Genomic DNA, 18,417 nt, shown 5'->3' on the forward strand with positions numbered 1-18,417 from the left:
GCCGTCAGCCACGTTCTGGCGGCACTGACGACAACTCGAACGGGCTGCTGCTGCGCCGCTGGTTGCGATCTTCCCGCGGCGTGGCACCGAAGAAGTTGCGATAGGCGCTGGAGAAATGCGGCCCCGAGGAGAAGCCACAGGACAGGCCGATCTGGATGATCGACTTGCTGGTCTGCATCAACATCTGCCGGGCTTTGTTCAGGCGCAGCTCCAGGTAGTACTGGCTCGGCACACGGTTGAGGTATTGCTTGAAGATCCGCTCCAACTGGCGACGGGACACGCACACATGCTGGGCGATTTCGTCGGTGGTCAGCGGTTCTTCGATGTTGGCTTCCATCAGCAACACCGCTTGGGTGAGCTTCGGATGGCTGGAGCCGAGACGGTTCTGCAACGGGATGCGCTGACGCTCGCCGCCCTCGCGAATGCGTTCAACGACCAGTTCTTCCGAAACCGCTCCGGCCAACTCTGCACCGTGATCGCGAGCCAATACCGCCAGTAGCAGATCAAGCACGGACATGCCGCCGCACGCGGTCAGGCGATCGCGATCCCAGTCGAACAGGTGACTGGTGGCAATGACTTTAGGGAAACGCTCGGCGAAATCGTCCTGCCAGCGCCAGTGCACGGCAGCACGATAACCGTCGAGCAACCCCAGTTGCGCCAACGGATAGACACCGGCCGACAGACCGCCGATGACCGTACCCGCACGTACCAATTGCTTGAGCGCACTGCTCAGTGCCGGCGCCAATGTGGTCGGCGGCTCGTCAGCGAGCAGGAACAGTTTCTGGAAGTTTTCGAGTTTGCCGGTCCAGGCTTCACCGGGCAATTGCCAGGCGCCTTCGGCCGCCGCTGCGGTCACGGCTTCCGCCTGCAGGAACGACAGCTCGTAAACCACCTCCGGGTGCACACGCTGAGCAACACGCAAGGCTTCCTCCGCCAGCGCCAGCGTCAACGCTTTAGTGCTGGGCCAAATCAGGAAACCAATTCGATGGGCAGTCATGGGCGGGCGATCCGAAACGAAGAACAGTGATGAAGGCATGGGCCAATGCTAGCCCGTAAATGAACACAAATCTTGAGACCAACACCGATCAACTGTAGGAGCTGTCGAGTGAAACGAGGCTGCGATCTTTTGATCTTGTTGTTGAAGATCAAAAGATCGCAGCCTTCGGCAGCTCCTACAGGAAATTGAAGCCAGCCTACTGGCTGCGAAGCATGCACTATCGCGGTGCACAACGGCAGCCCTGATTTATTTCAAACTGCCCGAGAGGAATTGTTGCAAACGTTCAGACTGCGGATTCACCAGCACTTCACGCGGGTTGCCGCTTTCTTCAACAACACCTTTGTGCAGGAACACCAACTGGTTCGACACTTCACGGGCAAAGCCCATTTCGTGCGTGACCACGACCATGGTGCGACCTTCCTGAGCCAGCGCTTGCATGACTTTCAGCACGTCTCCCACCAGCTCCGGGTCGAGGGCTGAAGTCGGTTCGTCGAACAGCATCACCTCAGGTTCCATCGCCAGCGCACGGGCGATCGCCACACGCTGCTGCTCGCCACCGGACATGTGCCCCGGGAACGCGTCTTTACGATGGGCCACACCGACCTTGTTCAGATAGTACTCGGCTTTTTCGCGGGCTTCGTACTTGGGTACGCCCAGTACGTGAACCGGCGCTTCCATGATGTTTTCAATAGCAGTCATGTGCGACCACAGGTTGAAATGCTGGAACACCATCGACAGGCGCGAACGCATGCGTTGCAGCTGTTTCGGATCAGCGGCTTTCAGCGCGCCGTCCTTGTTCGCCACCAGTTTCAGCTCTTCGTTGTTGAGCAGAATCTTGCCCGCGTGCGGCTGCTCGAGCAGGTTGATGCAGCGCAGGAAAGTACTTTTGCCGGAGCCACTGGAGCCGATGATGCTGATCACATCGCCGGCTGCCGCTTTCAGGGACACGCCCTTGAGCACTTCGTGACTGCCATAGCGTTTATGCAGGTCTTGGACTTCAAGTTTGTACATGCGGTCGGTTCTCACAAAAACAGTCAGTCAGTCGTTGAGCAAGCGCCCGTGACGCAGCGCTTCGCGCCCCGCCACCTTGGCCAGCCAGAAACCGGGTTGGGCATAACGCAGCCGTTCAATGGCAAACAGCACCCCGGAGGTACCAGCACACACCGTGCTGACCCGATCGGACAGAGGATCAATCACTTCAAAAATCTCGTCGCCGGCCTCGACCCACTCGCCGGGCTTGCGCAGAAAACTTACGACGCCCGGATGCGGCGCGAACAGCAACTCGGTGCCTTCGAACGGCATGCCTTCACAGGCCTCGTGCGCCGGGTTCGGCCACTCGCCGGTGATCAAACCTTGCTCGGCGAGGAAGGCGAGAATGCCTTCAGCATACGCGCAAGCTTCGGCGCGACCGGTATCGGCCTGACCGCCCAGCTCAATGGTCGTTGCCAGACACGCCAGTGGAATCTGCGCATCAGGGAACTGCCGCGACAGACGCAGCCATGGCAGCGAACAAGCCTCATCGAACGAGCTGCCGCCGGAATCTTCCGCGAGCAATCCGACCTTCACATTCAGGTGCGCGGCCAGTGAGCGCCACTGCGGCCAATGCTGCGGCAACGCGTACATGTGCAGTGCGGCTTCGGCATCGCAGTGCAAGTCCAGCACCACGTCGGCTGTGCAGGCATGGCTGAGCAACACGCGCTGCATGCCTTGCAACTGGCTGCTCGCCTCTGGCAATGCCGCCAGGTGATCGGCCATGGCCTGACGAATCAGGCGCACATTGGCGTGCGGATCGTCACCGAGATTGTCGGCTAAAGCGGCCGCAACCGGCGCGCTCAGTTCGACGAAATCACGATTGAAATTCTTGCCACTGCCGGCCTCGAAACGGCCCTGGTGATTGCCTTGCAGCAATTGCCCGAGACCCAAGGGGTTGGCGACTGGCACCAGCTCGATGACACCGTTGAGCAGGCCTTTGGCTTCGAGTTCGCCGAGGCGCTTTTTCAGCTCCCAGGCGGTGCGCATGCCCGGCAATTCGTCAGCGTGCAGGCTGGCCTGAATATAGGCCTTGCGCTCGCCGCGACCGAAGCGAAAGACCGAAATCTTGCGCTCGCTGCCCAAGTGGCTCCACGGCAATACGTGGTCGATGCGTTCCATATCAGTGCTTCCGCGGGGCCAGGTAGCTCAACCAGCGACGCTCGGCCAGTTTGAACAGCTTGACCAGAATGAACGTCAGGCACAGGTAGAACACGCCAGCGGTGATGTACGCCTCGAACGGCAGATAGAACTGCGCGTTGACCGTGCGTGCTGCGCCAGTGATGTCGATCAAGGTCACGATGGAGGCCAGACTGGTGGTCTGCAACATCATGATCACTTCGTTGCTGTACTGCGGCAGTGCCCGGCGCAGGGCCGATGGCAGCAGAATGCGCTTGTACAGTTTGAAGCGCGACATGCCCATGGCCTTGGCCGCTTCGATCTCACCGTTCGGCGTGGCTTTGAGGCTGCCGGCAATGATTTCCGCGGTGTAGGCGCTGGTGTTGACCGCAAAGGCCAGGCACGCGCAGAACGTTGCGCTGGACAGCCATGGCCACAGGAAGCTTTCGCGGACCGCTTCGAACTGCGCCAGACCGTAGTAGATCAGGAACAGTTGCACCAGCATCGGCGTGCCACGAATCACGTAGGTGTAAAGCCACGCGGCGCCGTTGACGACTGGGTTCTTCGAGACGCGCATCAGCCCCAGCGGCAGGGCCGCGAGCAGACCGAAAAACAGCGACAGCGCGAGCAGTTTAAGGGTGGTCAGCAGGCCGCCGAGGTACAGCGGCATGGCCTCCCAAATGACGTTGTAGTCGAAGATCATAGATCAGCCGCCCTTACGCCTACCGAGTAGCGCTTCTCAAGTTGACGCAGGATCAGCAACGAAACACTGGTGATCACCAGGTACATCGCCGCCACTGCGAGGAAGAAGGTGAAAGGCTCGCGGGTGGCATCTGCCGCCTGCTTGGCCTTGAACATCATGTCTTGCAGACCGACCACGGAAATCAGCGCGGTGGCTTTGGTGAGAACCAGCCAGTTGTTGGTGAAGCCCGGAATCGCCAGGCGAATCATCTGCGGCACCATCACCCGGAAGAACACCTGAAAACTGCTCATGCCGTACGCCATGCCCGCTTCGGCCTGACCTTTTGGAATGGCCATGAACGCGCCACGGAAGGTTTCCGACAGGTACGCACCGAAGATGAAACCGAGGGTGCCGATGCCGGCGGCCAGCGGATTCAAATCGATGTAATCGTCATAGCCGAGCATCGGTGCGACGCGGTTGAGCAAATCCTGACCGCCGTAAAAGATCAGCAGGATCAGCACCAGATCAGGAATCCCGCGGATCACCGTGGAATACAGATCGCCCAGCCACGCCAGCCAGCGCACCGGCGACAGGCGTAACGCGACACCAATCAGCCCGAGAACGATGGCCAGAGCCATGGACGACAAGGCGAGCTGAAGCGTCAGCCATGCGCCATCGAGGATGACAGCCCCGTAGCCTTTCAACATGATTCAGGTCCTCGAAAGTTGGGATGAAAAAATGGCGCAAACCGCAGAGATCCTGTTGCTTGCGCCATTTCGGACTTGTCGCAGAGACGTTTTACTTGCCGTAGATATCGAAGGCGAAGTACTTGTCCTGGATTGCCTTGTATTTGCCGTTTTCACGGATGGCCGCGATGGCCGCGCTAATCTTGTCTTTCAGGGCGTCACCCTTACGGACTGCGATGCCTACGCCGTCGCCGAAGTATTTGACGTCGGTGAACGCAGGACCTGCAAACGCGAAGCCTTTGCCGGCGTCGGTGTTGAGGAAGCCATCTTGCAGCAGAGTAGCGTCAGCCACGGTACCGTCGAGGCGACCGGCAGCCACGTCGAGGTAGATTTCGTTCTGCGAGCCGTACGGCTTGATCTCGGCACCCAGCGGGGCGAGGACTTCGCGGGCGAAACGCTCGTGGATCGAACCACGTTGCACGCCGATGTTCTTGCCCTTCAGCTCAGCCAGACCTTCGCTGACCTGAGTACCGGCCTTCATGACCAGACGTGCCGGGGTGTTGTAGTACTTGTTGGTGAAGTCGACCGACTTCTTGCGATCTTCAGTGATCGACATGGACGACAGGATCGCGTCGATCTTGCGCACTTTCAGTGCAGGAATCAGACCGTCGAACTCTTGCTCGACCCACACACACTTGACCTGCATCTGCTCGCACAGAGCGTTGCCGATGTCGTAGTCGAAACCGACGATGCTGCCGTCCGGTGCTTTCGAAGCGAACGGAGGGTAAGCCGCTTCGATACCGATCTTCAGAGGTTTTTCGTCAGCGAAGGCGTTCATCGACAGCACGGACAGTGCCAGGGCGCCAAGCAGCACAAGTTTCTTCATCTTGGGACTCCATCGGTAAAGGGCAAAAACGGCAGAGTGAGCGACAGCCCAATATGCGAATGGGTGAATCGGGAAATCGGTTGCTGCATCGGTGGGAAATTTCCCATTGAAACCGTCGGAGATTTCAACGTCAGCCACGATGAGCGAGTGATCGGCATTCTAACGACAGGCCCGAAGCCGATATTTCTTCAATGCGACAACTAATTACAGATGCACAGAGAAAGCGACTTGAGCACATTGACAGCCTTGCAATTTCATGCAGGAGCGAAAGACAGTGAACCGATCTATGCTGCAAATTGCGGGCCTATTATTCGCAAACCCTTCTAATCCGGCAAGCGCAGCGTTGTGTCTTATTTTTCACCGGGGGTTTCGAGGCTCTAAAACGGGGCAATGCGTTTCCCTTTGCCCCGCTCCGGGGCGGGCGGTTACACATTCGGTTACGTGGAAGGTGTTGGGTAACAGGGGGAAATGTCTTACGGGGGAGATCGATAATTATTGACCCCCCGATCGTTCCCACGCTCTGCGTGGGAATGCAGCAAGGGACGCTCCGCGTCCCCGGAGCCGACGCAGAGCGTCGAGGGAGGCATTCCCACGCAGAGCGTGGGAACGATCGGAAGGTACTCGGTCAAACTGTGGGAGCGAGCCTGCTCGCGAAGAGGCCCGCCCAGCCACCACAAAACCCCCAGACACAAAAAAACCCCGCCCGGCAAACACCGGACGGGGCTTTTCAATGCATCAAGCCGAATGCTTAAGCAACATTCATGGTCTTGTGCGTATCAATCAAATGCTGCACCACACCCGGATCCGCCAGGGTCGAGATATCCCCCAACCCGTCATATTCCGCCGTGGCAATCTTGCGCAGAATCCGGCGCATGATCTTGCCCGAGCGGGTCTTCGGTAGCCCTGGCGCCCACTGGATCACATCCGGCGAAGCAATCGGGCCGATCTCCTTGCGCACCCAGTTCTTCAATTCCAGACGAAGCTGCTCAGTCGGCTCCTCGCCATTCTTCAACGTGACATAGACATAAATGCCCTGCCCCTTGATGTCATGCGGCACACCGACCACCGCCGCCTCAGCAACTTTCGGATGCGCAACCATCGCGCTTTCGATCTCGGCCGTACCCATGCGGTGGCCAGAGACGTTAAGCACGTCATCCACGCGCCCGGTGATCCAGTAGTAGCCATCGGCATCACGACGCGCGCCGTCACCGGTGAAATACATGCCACGGAAGGTCTTGAAGTAGGTATCGACGAAACGATCGTGATCGCCATACAGCGTGCGCGCCTGACCTGGCCACGAGTCGAGAATCACCAGATTGCCTTCAGCCTCGCCCTCAATAATGTTACCGAGGTTGTCGACCAGCGCCGGCACCACACCAAAGAACGGACGTGCTGCCGAACCCGGCTTCAGCGCGTGGGCACCCGGCAACGGGCTCATCATGTTGCCGCCGGTCTCAGTCTGCCACCAGGTATCAACGATCGGGCAACGCGACTTACCGACATTCTTGTAGTACCAGTCCCAGGCTTCCGGGTTGATCGGCTCGCCGACCGAACCGAGCAGACGCAGGCTGCTGCCATCCGCACCTTCAACGGCGGCCTGACCCGAGGCCATCATCGCGCGAATCGCGGTGGGTGCGGTGTAGAGGATGTTGACCTTGTGCTTGTCGACGATCTTCGCCACTCGGGTGATGTCCGGATAGTTCGGCACGCCTTCGAACAGCAACGTGGTCGCGCCATTGGCCAGCGGGCCGTAGACAATGTAACTGTGGCCAGTGACCCAGCCGACGTCGGCGGTGCACCAGTAGACTTCGCCCGGACGGTAGTCGAACACGCGCTCGTGGGTCATCGCCGCGTACAGCAAATAACCGCCAGTGGTGTGCTGCACGCCCTTCGGCTTGCCGGTGGAGCCGGAGGTATAAAGGATGAACAGCGCTTCTTCCGCGCCCATCTCTTTCGGCGCGCAGACGGTGCCCGCCACTTTCATCAGGTCTTCGTACCAGATGTCGCGATGCTGGTTCCACTTGATGTCGCCGCCGGTGCGCTTGCACACGATGACTTTCTGGATGCTGCTGGTTTCCGGGTTGGTCAGCGCGTCGTCGACGTTGGCCTTGAGGGAAATCTTCTTGCCGGCACGGATGCCTTCGTCAGCGGTGATCACCACTTTCGATTTGCAGTCAATGATGCGACCGGCCAGGGCTTCCGGCGAGAAACCGCCGAACACCACCGAGTGAATCGCGCCGATCCGGGTGCAGGCCAGCATGGCGACCACGGCTTCGGGAATCATCGGCATATAAATGGTTACCACGTCGCCGCGGTGCACGTCCTGACCACGCAAGGCGTTGGCGAGTTTGCACACTTGCTCGTGCAGTTCGCGGTAGGTGATGTTACGGCTTTCGGATGGATCGTCGCCTTCCCAGATGATCGCGACTTGATCGCCGCGCTCGGCCAGATGACGGTCGAGGCAGTTGTAGGAAACGTTCAGGGTGCCGTCGGCAAACCATTTGATGTCGACATGGTGATCGTCGAACGACGTCTGTTTCACCGTGGTGAAAGGCTTGATCCAGTCGAGACGCTTGGCTTGCTCGCGCCAGAAGCCGTCAGGGTTGACGACCGACTGCTGGTACATGGCTTTGTAGGTCGCCTCGTCAGTCAGCGTGTTAGCCAGAACCTCGGGACGAACGGGATACAGAGAAGCCGCACTCATCTTTCCTACCTCGGTGTAATAGTTGTTTTTGTATGACCCTGTTGTAACGGGGCGGGGGCCATAGAACCATTCGACGATGGTAGTAACAAGCCCCTACAAGTCGTGGCGATACCGAACCAAAACCCTCAACCCCATGCCCCACGCCGCCTGTAGGAGCTGCCGAAGGCTGCGATCTTTTGATCTTGCTTCTAAACATCCAGATCAAACGATCGCAGCCTTCGGCAGCTCCTACAGGGGGATTTCGGGGATTGTTACCAAATCTGCCAAAGGTGTTTATCAAAACCCGGTCTGTTTACCCCCGCCCCATCTCCCTAAAATTCACCTCGCCGACAAGGCAAACGCGATTAACAACGTTACAGCCCCCACGAAGGCCGTTAATCCAGCTCTCCAGTAATAACTGCAAATGATGAAGTTCCACACGCAACCCTAAAAAGGTTGCGTGACCCCACTCGACCTCAAAAAGGTAAATCTGAAATGAAAGCTTTATTGGTTCTGGCCCTCAGCAGTCTGTGCGCAACCGCCATGGCAGATGAGGTTCCGACTGATGTCGCGCAGCAACAACCGGTTGTTGAGGAATACACTTACTCGACTCACCTGGACATCGCCAAAGTTGTTTCCATGAGCGAAGTTCCGAATGTCTGCGAAGTGGTTCCAGCCAAAATGGAATACGACGACTCCAAAGGTCAGCGTCACATCCTGCGTTACAGCATCATGGGTAACGGCTGTACCAATTGATGTTTGAGACTGCACCGAATTGGATCTCTCAGCGCTTCATTGAGGGTCGATTCCAGCCCGACTTCGGTCGGGCTCAGTTGTGTTTGAAGCCGGTAAAAATGCTTGCAAAACACTAGATGTAGTGAAAAATCGGTTTTTTTGTTCGTTTTTTGAGCAAATTCACAATAGCGAGATTTTTACGAAAAAAAATCTATCCCCGGCAAAGCCCTGTAAACCCTCACTCTCGTCGAAAAACCACCCTCCTCGACCGCTCCATGCGCGGATTCGCCTCAGCACAGCCGTGTTTTTTTCCCTATAATGCCGCCCCATACGGGTCAGCAATATTCCCTTACAGGGAGCAAAAGCCATTCTGAAGCCCCGCAGCAGCGTTCAACGCTGATTGCGCCCATCAGAGGCTCTCGGAACCCGTCAAAATTTCTGTTTATTTGCCTGCGTGCATCGCTGCAAAAAACGACATCCAACGCGGTCTGTACGACCGTGTGAAAAACCAACCAATCAGGTTTCACACGGGCACAGGCCCTCACGCAGGAGACGACACGTCATGCTGAGCTGGGACGAATTCGACAAAGAAGACAGTGAAGTAGCAGCAGTGAAAGGCGCCAACGCCGGCCACGCTAGCGAAGCCAACATGGACCGCCTCGACAACGCCGGCGGCGCCGCCGCGCTGGAAGCCCGCGCCGTGACCGCCGACGACTCGGCCGCTGTCGCCCGCGCCAAGGCTGCACTGAACTCCCTCGACGTTGCCGAAGGCCTCGCCGAGCTCGAAGGCGCCTCCGCCCGTGTCGCCGTTGACGAAAAGCGCATGATCAACTGCCGCGCCGACCTCAACCAACTCGTGCCATTCAAGTACGACTGGGCCTGGCAGAAGTACCTGGACGGTTGCGCAAACCACTGGATGCCGCAAGAAGTCAACATGACCGCCGACATCGCCCTCTGGAAAAACCCGGAAGGCCTGACCGACGACGAGCGCCGCATCGTCATGCGTAACCTCGGCTTCTTCTCCACCGCCGACTCCCTGGTTGCCAACAACCTGGTCCTGGCCGTGTACCGCCTGATCACCAACCCGGAATGCCGCCAGTACATCCTGCGCCAGGCTTTCGAAGAGGCGATCCACACCCACGCCTACCAGTACTGCATCGAATCGCTGGCCATGGATGAAGGCGAGATCTTCAACATGTACCACGAGATTCCATCGGTCGCTAAAAAAGCCGCCTGGGGCCTGAAATACACCCGTTCGATCTCCGATCCGAAGTTCGAAACCGGCACCCCGGACACCGACAAAGAACTGCTGCGCAACCTGATCGCCTACTACTGCGTTCTGGAAGGCATCTTCTTCTACTGCGGCTTCACCCAGATCCTGTCCATGGGCCGCCGCAACAAAATGACCGGCGTCGCCGAGCAGTTCCAGTACATCCTGCGCGACGAATCCATGCACCTGAACTTCGGCATCGACGTGATCAACCAGATCAAAATCGAAAACCCGCACCTGTGGGATGCCGAGATGAAGGAAGAAGCGACCCAGATGATTCTGCAGGGTACGCAGCTGGAGATCGAATACGCGCGTGACACCATGCCTCGCGGCGTACTGGGCATGAACGCGGCGATGATGGAGGACTACCTGAAGTTCATCGCTAACCGTCGTTTGTCGCAGATCGGTTTGAAAGAAGAGTATCCAGGGACGACTAACCCGTTCCCTTGGATGAGCGAGATTATGGACTTGAAGAAAGAGAAGAATTTCTTTGAGACTCGGGTTATTGAGTATCAGACTGGTGGGGCGTTGAGCTGGGATTGATTCTAGCTGCACCCCAAAAAAAACCCGCACATGCGGGTTTTTTTTCGAGTCGGCTTCTGAACGAAAACGATCTGGCAGTCCTGGTTTACCGCGCCGTCGCTGTTTTCAGTTCCCACGGCTTAAAACTCAGCCACAGCAACACCCCCGGCACCTGCAACGCAATCATCACTCCCAGCGACCACTGATAAGCCTCTACCGGGTGCCCATGCCCAGTTGCCGGCCACAGGTTCAAAATTTCCCCCATCAACCATTGCAAGACGAACGCCAGCACGAACACCACCAGGTTGAACGACGAACTGACCCGCCCGGCCAGCTCAGGCGATACCGACTGAGCTACGATCGCGTAGTTCATGGTCGTCGAGGTGCCGAAGAAGCTGAAACCCATAGCAATCAACAGCGGCGATACAGGCAGTCCGCTGATCATCAGCGATTGAAATACGATGAAAATCGAAACCCCGGCGCCGCATACCATGATCGGTTGAACGCCAAAGCGCCGCAGGTAATCTGTGATCGAGCCGAAGGCCAGCGAGCCTGCAACCATCGCCACGGTGCCCCAGAGCAGGGTATTGGCCATGCTGGATTCGCTCAACTGGGCGACATCGCGTAGCCACGGTCCCATCCACAGCGACAGCACCGACATATAGATCGCATGGGCAAATACCGAGTACAACGCCAGTCGCCAGAATACCCATGAGGAATACAGCGTCCCCACGGCCTTGGACATTTCGGCGAGAGTGGTGTGTTTGGGTTTGTAGGTGCGCGGCACGCTGAAATGAATGACCACGCAGACGAACAAAGTCAGTAGCGCCAGGATCAAGAATGCTTCACGCCATGAGATCCACTTGAGCAGTTCATGCAAGGGCGTGGTGGACGCCATGGCGCCCAGGCCGCCTACCGATAACAGGCATGCCGTACTCAACGGCAGGCGTTCGGCGGGCAACCAGATGGCGCACGCCTTGATCGCACTCATCAGAGAACCAGCGACACCCAGGCCGATCAGACCGCGACCAATGATCAGACCCAGTTCGGTATGGGAGAAACTGAAAATCAGAGAGCCCAACACGGCGAACAGCAGCATAGGTGCCTGCACGCTGCGCGGACCGTAGCGGTCGAGCATGACACCGAGCGGAATCTGCGCCGCAGCGAAGGTCAGAAAATACACGCCGGTCAGGAGACCCAGGCTGCTGGGGGGCAGGTTCAGTTCCCGTTCCAGGTCCACATAAATCAAGGCATTGACCGTGCGAAACAGGTACGACACAAAATGGCCGAGGCCAAACGGGATGAATATGGTCAAGAACAGGTACAAAAACGTGTGCTTGATTTCCTGGTCGGCCTTGGCGCACGAGCCTGTATTCTCATTACTCATGTCGAAGCCTCGCATGTGGAAAAGGTTGTGCGTATTTCACAGCAGAAACGCCCCCGCACCTCTTCAAGCCAAAGTTCATCGGGGCACGGTCGCATTTCAGAGAACTTTACGTGACCAGCATTCTTCAGCGCATTGGTGATGCCGTCGAAGGACAACGGATTATCGAAGTCGAGGAACAGCGGTTTGGGTTCGGTATCAATCTTGACGAAGGCATAACGGGGCAAACCGTTGACGGCGGCCCAGGCACGCCATTGCAGGGTGTGCTCAAGCTCGTCGACCGAGCCCTTCGGCTCTGGCAGGAGATCGCTGGTAAATAGCCAGGAAGCGCGCTTGTAGAGGGTGCGGCCCAACCAGATACGTCGGTGTTCGTGTTTGGCCACGGCGCTGCCAGCCAAGGCGAAGCCCAGCCGATGCATGGGGGTGGAATACACGCACAGCAAGTCTTCGCTGAACTGACCCAGGGCATCGACCACTTGCAGGCGACCGTTCACCCGCAGCACTTTTGCCCTGCCGGCGGCAAACTGTTGATGCGCCGCGACACAACCGCCGCCAGACGGCAGCACCAGTTGCAAATATGAGGGCTGCAAAGGCCAGTCGATGTGGGAGCGTTGATAGCTTTCGGGCGAGTCAGCCAATACCAGACGAGGGCGTTGGAATAACGCCTCTACCTGTTGGTTTATCTGAGTATTGAACGGTCCGAACGGCGCGGCGACGGGCTGGCTCAGAGTATGGACTGCCGGATGCACTTCACCCACGATGATTTGGTAGTCGCCGCGATTGAAGGCCTCGACCGACGCGCTGGAGAGCAGGATATCCGGAGAATGATAGTCGCTGCCGAACACCTCGAAGCCAGCAACATTCAGATCGTTATTGAGCAAAGTGATCAGGCGTTCGATGTCCGCCGCGCAAAGTTGTACCTCGGGATGGTCCGGGAAGTCCTGCAGCACTTGCGTCCAGGCTGTTTCCAGGCGCTGCTCGAGATCGAGGATGAGGCGCGCTTCAAGTGCAGGTAACAGAGGCGCGAGGGTGTTGAGCAGGTCGAGAAAATCAACTGGCTGATCGGGGCTGGCAGTCTGGCGCTGTTCCCAGACTTCAATGAAAGCCTCATTGAGTTGATGCGCGATGGCTTTGATCAGCCACTGATTGATGCGCATCAGCGGCGCCAGTTCTTCATTGACCTGGCTGAGCATGGCCTGGCCAAGGCTGATGTCTATGTTTCTCGAACAATCTTCGTACACCGGGTAACGTCCGACATACATGGCGCCGGTTTCTCGGCTGAGGTCGACCCCAGCCTCGCCAAGCAGCTGGTTCAAACCCTCCAGGCATTCGGTCCGGCGCATCAGGTCGCCGTGGGCATAATCCCGGCGCAAGCCTTCCAATGCTTCAAGGCGCGATTGCCAGGCCAGGCCGAAATCAGCGGACACTTGCGCGTCGACCAGGCAGCGCTGCAGCCGCGCGATGGGGCTTCGCTCGCGAGGCGATACTTGCCAGCCTCGGCGCACGATCCGTTTGCTCACCAAGTGCTCCAGCAGGTCGCGCAGAGTGCTGGGCGCGACTTCCGGACAGGCGCTCAACATACCTGCAAACGTGGGCTCTTGACCCTGTTGGTCGCTGATGTAGTGCAATACCCGAGCGGTTTGCGGGGTGAGGCGCTGGCTTTTGCCAATCGGCATGAACAGGATCTGCTCTTGCAGATAGCAACCGGTATTGAGCTGCAACGGCATTCGGTCGGTGTCTGGACATTGCCGGTTAATCTGTTCGACGAGCCGCTGCACCACCCAGTTCTCGAAGAATGTGTGGCGCTCCTTGATCCACGCCGTGTCACCTTGGGTCAGACGTACATTGTCAGCCTGGTTGGCATCGAACCGGCCCCAGGCCAAAGGTCCGAAAAAACTTGAGGTATCGTTCTTGGCGCAAAAACGTTGCGCGTAACTCCAGCCCAAACGCAGCTTCTGTTTTTTGCGGGTATCGTTTCTGCCGTGCCGATCCCGGACCAGCTCACGGATACGTGTCATCGCCGAGGGGTTAGATATGAATAAAGCCTCGGCGACTGCGTCGTCATCCAGGAAGTCGATCAACCCTTGGCGGGCACTTTCCAGATAGGCGTCATATTCCTCGGCTGCCTCTTCACGTGCCGCCGTCCGCTCCAATAAGCCGTTCCATTGCTGCAAAGACTCGGCCAGTGGTTCGCGCAGTACTTCCGGCAGATCAGAGAGTTGCAGGACCTGGTGCTCGTTGAGTTTGCGGATGAGCTTGCGGCAGGCCTGCGGTGAGTGCGCGTTGGCTTTCTCAAGCAACGTTGCCTTCAACGCCTGCAGTGAGCGGAAGTTTTGTTCAAAGACACGGCACGATGGCAGGTCGGCGAACCGGCCCAGATCGGTCAAGTGATGAATGGGAAATCCGGTCGAGCGCAGCCAGAAGTATTGTGAGCTTTCCATGTTCTAGACCGGCATCCTGATTGCGTTGAGTTGCTGCAGTTTACCGAGCAATGACAGGTCTTCACTGCTGAGTTGCGCGGTGGGGGAGGAACTCAGTATCTGCATCAAAGTGGCGAGTGACTGCGGTTGCTCCAGGCATCTATAGAGATGCGCCGCGCGCGGGCTTATGAGCGTAAATTTATGGCGGGCCTCAGGGTCAGGTAAATACACCAGGATGTGTTGGCTGGTTTCCTCCGGGCTGCTACGCCCCAACAGGCTTTTGTCGCGCAACCACTGCGACAGCGCATAGCTACTCTGGTAAATGCGTGCACCGTCGGTGCGCTGATAATGGCCCGGCACCACGGCGCTGGTTTCCACAAGTCCGGTGTAAAGGCGCACACATTCGCGCTCAAGCCCCATCAGGTCAAGGATCTGCGGGTAATCAGCGAGTTCCTGGCGCTCGAGCAGAAACCCCAGCGCCGCATCGCAATAGCCATAAACTCTTGGCCCATAATCGAGCCAATTTTGTTGCCGCAGAAATGCCTTGGACAGTTCAGGCAGATCCAGCCCGATGTTGAGCAACGCGCGCAACGTCAACGGGGCACCGGTTTCCAGCGCGTTGATAAACGAATTGACCAAGCGGAACTGATAGTTCTCGACGAACCATTTCACTCTCTCAAACTGACTGGCATACACCTGCAAAATCGCCCGCTCGTCATCGGGATAATGCTCCAGCCATTGAGTCGCCCCCTGGGCTTCGTACAACTGCTGCTGCAGTGTTTCATCGCGTAGCAGGCGTCGCCACAGCTTCCAGACCTGCTCAGCATCCATGCATCAGCTCCTTAACCGGTTTGGTGTAGTGATTCCAGATTTTCTGTGCGCGGCGCACATCGGTGACGATCATGTGTTCGTCGTTGGCGTCCATCACCCGTGTCAGCGCATGGTGGGCCTGCCCCTGGTATTCCAGGATGATCGCCGAAGGCTGGGTACGAGACATAAGCTCCTCGTATAGATCCCAGACAGGTTCAGGCACACACGAGTCATGCCAGTCGTGGTAAAGCCCTTCGTGCCAACTGCCACCCGCCAGATGCACCGAGATCACCTTGTCCAATGGCAAGGTGTCGAGGTAGTCGCGCAAGTCGAAATTTTTCAGGTTCAAGTGATTGGTGTAGATGTTGTGCAAGTCCAGGTGCAAAAAGGTGCCGGACTGCTGTACGAGCCGGGCCAGGAACTCAGCTTCACGCATTTCCGCGCCCGGGCATTGCAGGTAATAAGCAGCGTTTTCATGGGCCAGCGGCATCCCGTAATGGGCCTGCAACATCTTTGCGCGTTCGGCACAACGGAGCACCTCGGCATTGGAAAACTGCAGCGGGCTGCTCCAGATGTCCAGCCAGGAGTTGTCGCCATAGAAACAATGGTTGGCGACCCATGGGCTGTTCAGCATTTTGGCCAGGGGCACATGGCGTTGCACCGCGGCGGTTTCTTCGAGAGGGCTGAAACCGAAATCGCAACCGTAATTGGAATGCGCCAGCAAGGTGAACTTCTCAGCCAGCCGATTGATCATCTCCTTGGCTGCGGGCCTGATAATCTGCGGGCCGTCCATGGGGGCCATGATGTTGTCGAGAAGGATTTCCAGCACATCGACTTCGATGTCCTCAAACGGAAACCAGTCGAGAATCTCGGGGTTGTACTGGATACCCACACCAATCGGTTCGGGCTTAACGAAGTGAGCCATGTGGTTGCCCAGTCAGAGGAAGGGGACGGCTCCCTCGACGTAACGCCGAGGAAGCGTTTGAAACGATCAGGCGAAAACTTTGCTTTCGATGATTTCGATATCGTCGAGATCAAACTCTTCGAACGCCGTTTCGTTGAGGGCTTGCGGTGCGACGTTGGTGGTGGATTCGGTGGTGAGTTCATCCGCGTTGGCGATAGCCGGGGTCACAGTAGATTGAGTCATGTCACTGTCCTTATGGGTGGTTGAAAAGGCGAATCAAGGTGGCTGCGGTGAAGCACCAGGCGATTACCCAGCCCAGGCAGGTCAACAGAAATGTACCCCAGTAGAGTCTGCGCAATGCAGGGGAAACCGTTTCCAGCGGCGCAGTACGCCAATGGCGCTTTACATGGTTGAAAGCACGCTGACGCAGGCGTGGCTGGCCGAGCACTTCGGTAATGGCCAGGTACGTGTCGCCATTGAAGATGGGCAGCAGCGTCGGTATCAGGGAAATGAACGAAGCCACGATCATCACGACAAAAAGAGCCGGTAAAACACCTTCGGTGTCACGAAACATTGCCCACAGGGCTATGCCCACGCCGGCATACAGAAGGCTAACCAAGGGTCCTGCCAGAATGGTGATCACCCGCTGGTTCAGTGGCAGCTGCGACCATTGCGTCTGCACCGGACGTACCCAGCCGGTGGCGAGCAACACGTAGATGCCGATTCCGAAATCGTTAACCTTGACCCCATAATGACGACAGGCCATCGCATGCCCCAGTTCATGAAGGGCGATGGACGTCAAAATGACCGGGAAGTGCCAGAGCAACCAGTGGTAACTGTGGATATACGTCTCGCCGACATCGGCCAGGAACGTGCCGAAGTGCATACCCAGATACACGAAGCTCGCCAGGGCCAATGCCAGCAGCGGCAAAATGAATACCGCGCGGCAGCACCAGGGCGCCCACCGGTAAATATGATCGAGCAAAGGCTGCGGATCGGTTTTCACCAAATTAATCAGCAGATATTCTTTTAGCGGGCCGTAGGTGATACCCGTGGCGGGATCACGCAGATCCTTTTTATGAGCGGTTCGCTCGCTGCTCAGCAACTTCAGATTGAGTAGCTTGCGCTCGAACTGCGCGAGCTTCTCAGGGCTGACCTTTATTCGATGCTGCGCAAGGGCAGCGTCGGCAATGTCTTGCCGGCTTCGCTGGCCATCGAAGAGCAAAGCGAGTGAGTACTCGGCCTTGCCCAGTTCAAAGCCAATATCATTACGAGGGTCGTAGAGGTTGTAGCGCCCCGTCACCGAATCGGCAGGCGGCGAGGTCACGACCAGGTCATCCCTGAAGCAGGGATGGGCTTGGATGCTCGACTTTTCGAGAACGCAGGCCGAGGCACTCATGCGCGGGCTCGCAACGCGTGCAGGCTGGGCATGTAAGACTCCTGAAGTGCCTTGCGACCCTGGGCCTTAATGCTTTCGAGGCGTTCGGTGGCAGGCTGGGCACAGGCGCGGCCCAGCACGAACACCGCTCCCGGCCTGGTCGGCCCGCACACCGGTTCGTGGGTGGTCTGGATCGGTTCCCAACCATGCAGGCACATCAAGTACTCGATGCTACTGGCACTCAAGTAACGGCGATGGTTATGCGTCAGAAACCCTTGCTCGATGCCATAACCCAGCGCGCGCCCCTCAATCAACAACAATCCGTCCTCGGCACTGGCCTTCCGGCAAAGTTGCATGACCTGGTTGACATCATGAACATGTTCCAGCGAACCATTGATGATGATCAGGTTGTAATCACCACTAGGGCTCATATGTTCGGCGCCCACCAGATCGATATCCAGGCCGATTTTTTTGCCGTATTCCACATAGGCGCGGTCGGGGTCGTTGCCTCTGACAGTCCATCCCCGTTTAGCGAAGGGAATCATCAAGCCGCCGGCGGAACAACCGACGTCAAGCAGTTTGCCTTTGGCGGGCAGCACATCGTGCAAGTACCGACACAGGTGTTCGCCACGGCGGACCTGGTCTAGAAAGAAGGCGCGCTCCGGCTCCGTATTGCCAAACAGGGTCAGGCGGTAGAATTTGTCGTAGTAGGCGTTGTAAAAGGCTTCATCGAAGCGGTACTGCTGGAAAATATGCCCGCAATCCTGGCAGCCGAGTACAGGCAATGCCACGACCTGATCACCAGGACCTTGGACACTTTCCAGTAAAACCCAATGTGCTTTGGAACTGCACAATTCACAGTTCATTTTCTGCGCGCAAAACTTTCCAGGCATTTGCAAAACTTGCAAATAC

16 protein-coding genes are annotated in these 18,417 nt (G+C 57.6%); 2 read left to right on the top strand and 14 right to left on the bottom strand.

Translation table 11 applies throughout. The features are described from left to right. Positions 1-4: 4 nt before the first annotated feature. The 7 genes from argR to acs all read right to left on the bottom strand — a co-directional run bounded on the left by argR (position 5) and on the right by acs (position 8,103). Positions 5-997, bottom strand: a complete 993-nt coding sequence (gene argR, locus J0G10_RS23610; protein WP_176471324.1) for a transcriptional regulator ArgR — start codon at positions 995-997, stop codon at positions 5-7. A 246-nt stretch (positions 998-1,243) separates the two neighbouring features. Further along, entirely contained in the window at positions 1,244-2,008 is a 765-nt protein-coding gene (locus tag J0G10_RS23615) for an ABC transporter ATP-binding protein (protein WP_007912705.1), read from the bottom strand. A gap of 27 nt (positions 2,009-2,035) precedes the next feature. Further along, a complete protein-coding gene (locus J0G10_RS23620) occupies positions 2,036-3,148 on the bottom strand; it encodes a M14 family metallopeptidase (protein ID WP_220556861.1) in 1,113 nt (370 codons plus the stop codon). Between the two features lies 1 nt (position 3,149). Further along, positions 3,150-3,848, bottom strand: a complete 699-nt coding sequence (locus J0G10_RS23625; protein ID WP_007912703.1) for an ABC transporter permease — start codon at positions 3,846-3,848, stop codon at positions 3,150-3,152. Further along, complete coding sequence (locus J0G10_RS23630; protein ID WP_007912702.1) at positions 3,845-4,534, bottom strand: ABC transporter permease; 690 nt, start codon at positions 4,532-4,534, stop codon at positions 3,845-3,847. The genes J0G10_RS23625 and J0G10_RS23630 overlap by 4 nt, the downstream gene beginning before the upstream one ends. 91 nt (positions 4,535-4,625) lie before the next feature. After that, entirely contained in the window at positions 4,626-5,399 is a 774-nt protein-coding gene (locus J0G10_RS23635) for an ABC transporter substrate-binding protein (protein ID WP_220556862.1), read from the bottom strand. Between the two features lie 748 nt (positions 5,400-6,147). Continuing rightward, positions 6,148-8,103, bottom strand: coding sequence for an acetate--CoA ligase (acs, locus tag J0G10_RS23640; protein ID WP_007912698.1), 1,956 nt, complete (start codon positions 8,101-8,103; stop codon positions 6,148-6,150). A 474-nt stretch (positions 8,104-8,577) separates the two neighbouring features. Here acs and J0G10_RS23645 point away from each other — a divergent pair, with 474 nt between their 5' ends. Then, positions 8,578-8,838 carry a DUF2790 domain-containing protein gene (locus J0G10_RS23645; protein WP_093430405.1) on the top strand — a complete coding sequence of 87 codons (261 nt, stop codon included), beginning with the start codon at positions 8,578-8,580 and terminating at the stop codon, positions 8,836-8,838. Between the two features lie 541 nt (positions 8,839-9,379). Beyond that, complete coding sequence (locus J0G10_RS23650; protein WP_095126160.1) at positions 9,380-10,630, top strand: ribonucleotide-diphosphate reductase subunit beta; 1,251 nt, start codon at positions 9,380-9,382, stop codon at positions 10,628-10,630. Positions 10,631-10,715: 85 nt separating this feature from the next. Here the strand turns inward: J0G10_RS23650 and J0G10_RS23655 are convergent, their stop codons facing one another. From J0G10_RS23655 to J0G10_RS23685, 7 genes are all read right to left on the bottom strand, one after another. Further along, positions 10,716-11,996, bottom strand: a complete 1,281-nt coding sequence (locus J0G10_RS23655; protein ID WP_095048128.1) for an MFS transporter — start codon at positions 11,994-11,996, stop codon at positions 10,716-10,718. Next, positions 11,993-14,380, bottom strand: coding sequence for a lantibiotic dehydratase (locus J0G10_RS23660; protein ID WP_245397999.1), 2,388 nt, complete (start codon positions 14,378-14,380; stop codon positions 11,993-11,995). The genes J0G10_RS23655 and J0G10_RS23660 overlap by 4 nt, the downstream gene beginning before the upstream one ends. Before the next feature lie 57 nt (positions 14,381-14,437). Next, complete coding sequence (locus J0G10_RS23665; protein WP_095126161.1) at positions 14,438-15,244, bottom strand: hypothetical protein; 807 nt, start codon at positions 15,242-15,244, stop codon at positions 14,438-14,440. Further along, positions 15,234-16,148 carry a DUF692 domain-containing protein gene (locus J0G10_RS23670; RefSeq protein WP_095048131.1) on the bottom strand — a complete coding sequence of 305 codons (915 nt, stop codon included), beginning with the start codon at positions 16,146-16,148 and terminating at the stop codon, positions 15,234-15,236. The genes J0G10_RS23665 and J0G10_RS23670 overlap by 11 nt, the downstream gene beginning before the upstream one ends. Positions 16,149-16,214: 66 nt before the next feature. Then, entirely contained in the window at positions 16,215-16,370 is a 156-nt protein-coding gene (gene tglA / locus J0G10_RS23675) for a 3-thiaglutamate biosynthesis pearlin carrier peptide TglA (protein WP_156685508.1), read from the bottom strand. Positions 16,371-16,380: 10 nt separating this feature from the next. Further along, positions 16,381-17,526 carry a M50 family metallopeptidase gene (locus tag J0G10_RS23680; RefSeq protein ID WP_220556864.1) on the bottom strand — a complete coding sequence of 382 codons (1,146 nt, stop codon included), beginning with the start codon at positions 17,524-17,526 and terminating at the stop codon, positions 16,381-16,383. Next, positions 17,523-18,413, bottom strand: a complete 891-nt coding sequence (locus J0G10_RS23685; RefSeq protein ID WP_245398000.1) for a class I SAM-dependent methyltransferase — start codon at positions 18,411-18,413, stop codon at positions 17,523-17,525. Before J0G10_RS23685 ends, J0G10_RS23680 begins: the two co-directional genes overlap by 4 nt. Positions 18,414-18,417: the final 4 nt, after the last annotated feature.

It is taken from the genome of Pseudomonas germanica (assembly GCF_019614655.1).
In the GTDB taxonomy this organism is placed as follows: domain Bacteria; phylum Pseudomonadota; class Gammaproteobacteria; order Pseudomonadales; family Pseudomonadaceae; genus Aquipseudomonas; species Aquipseudomonas neuropathica.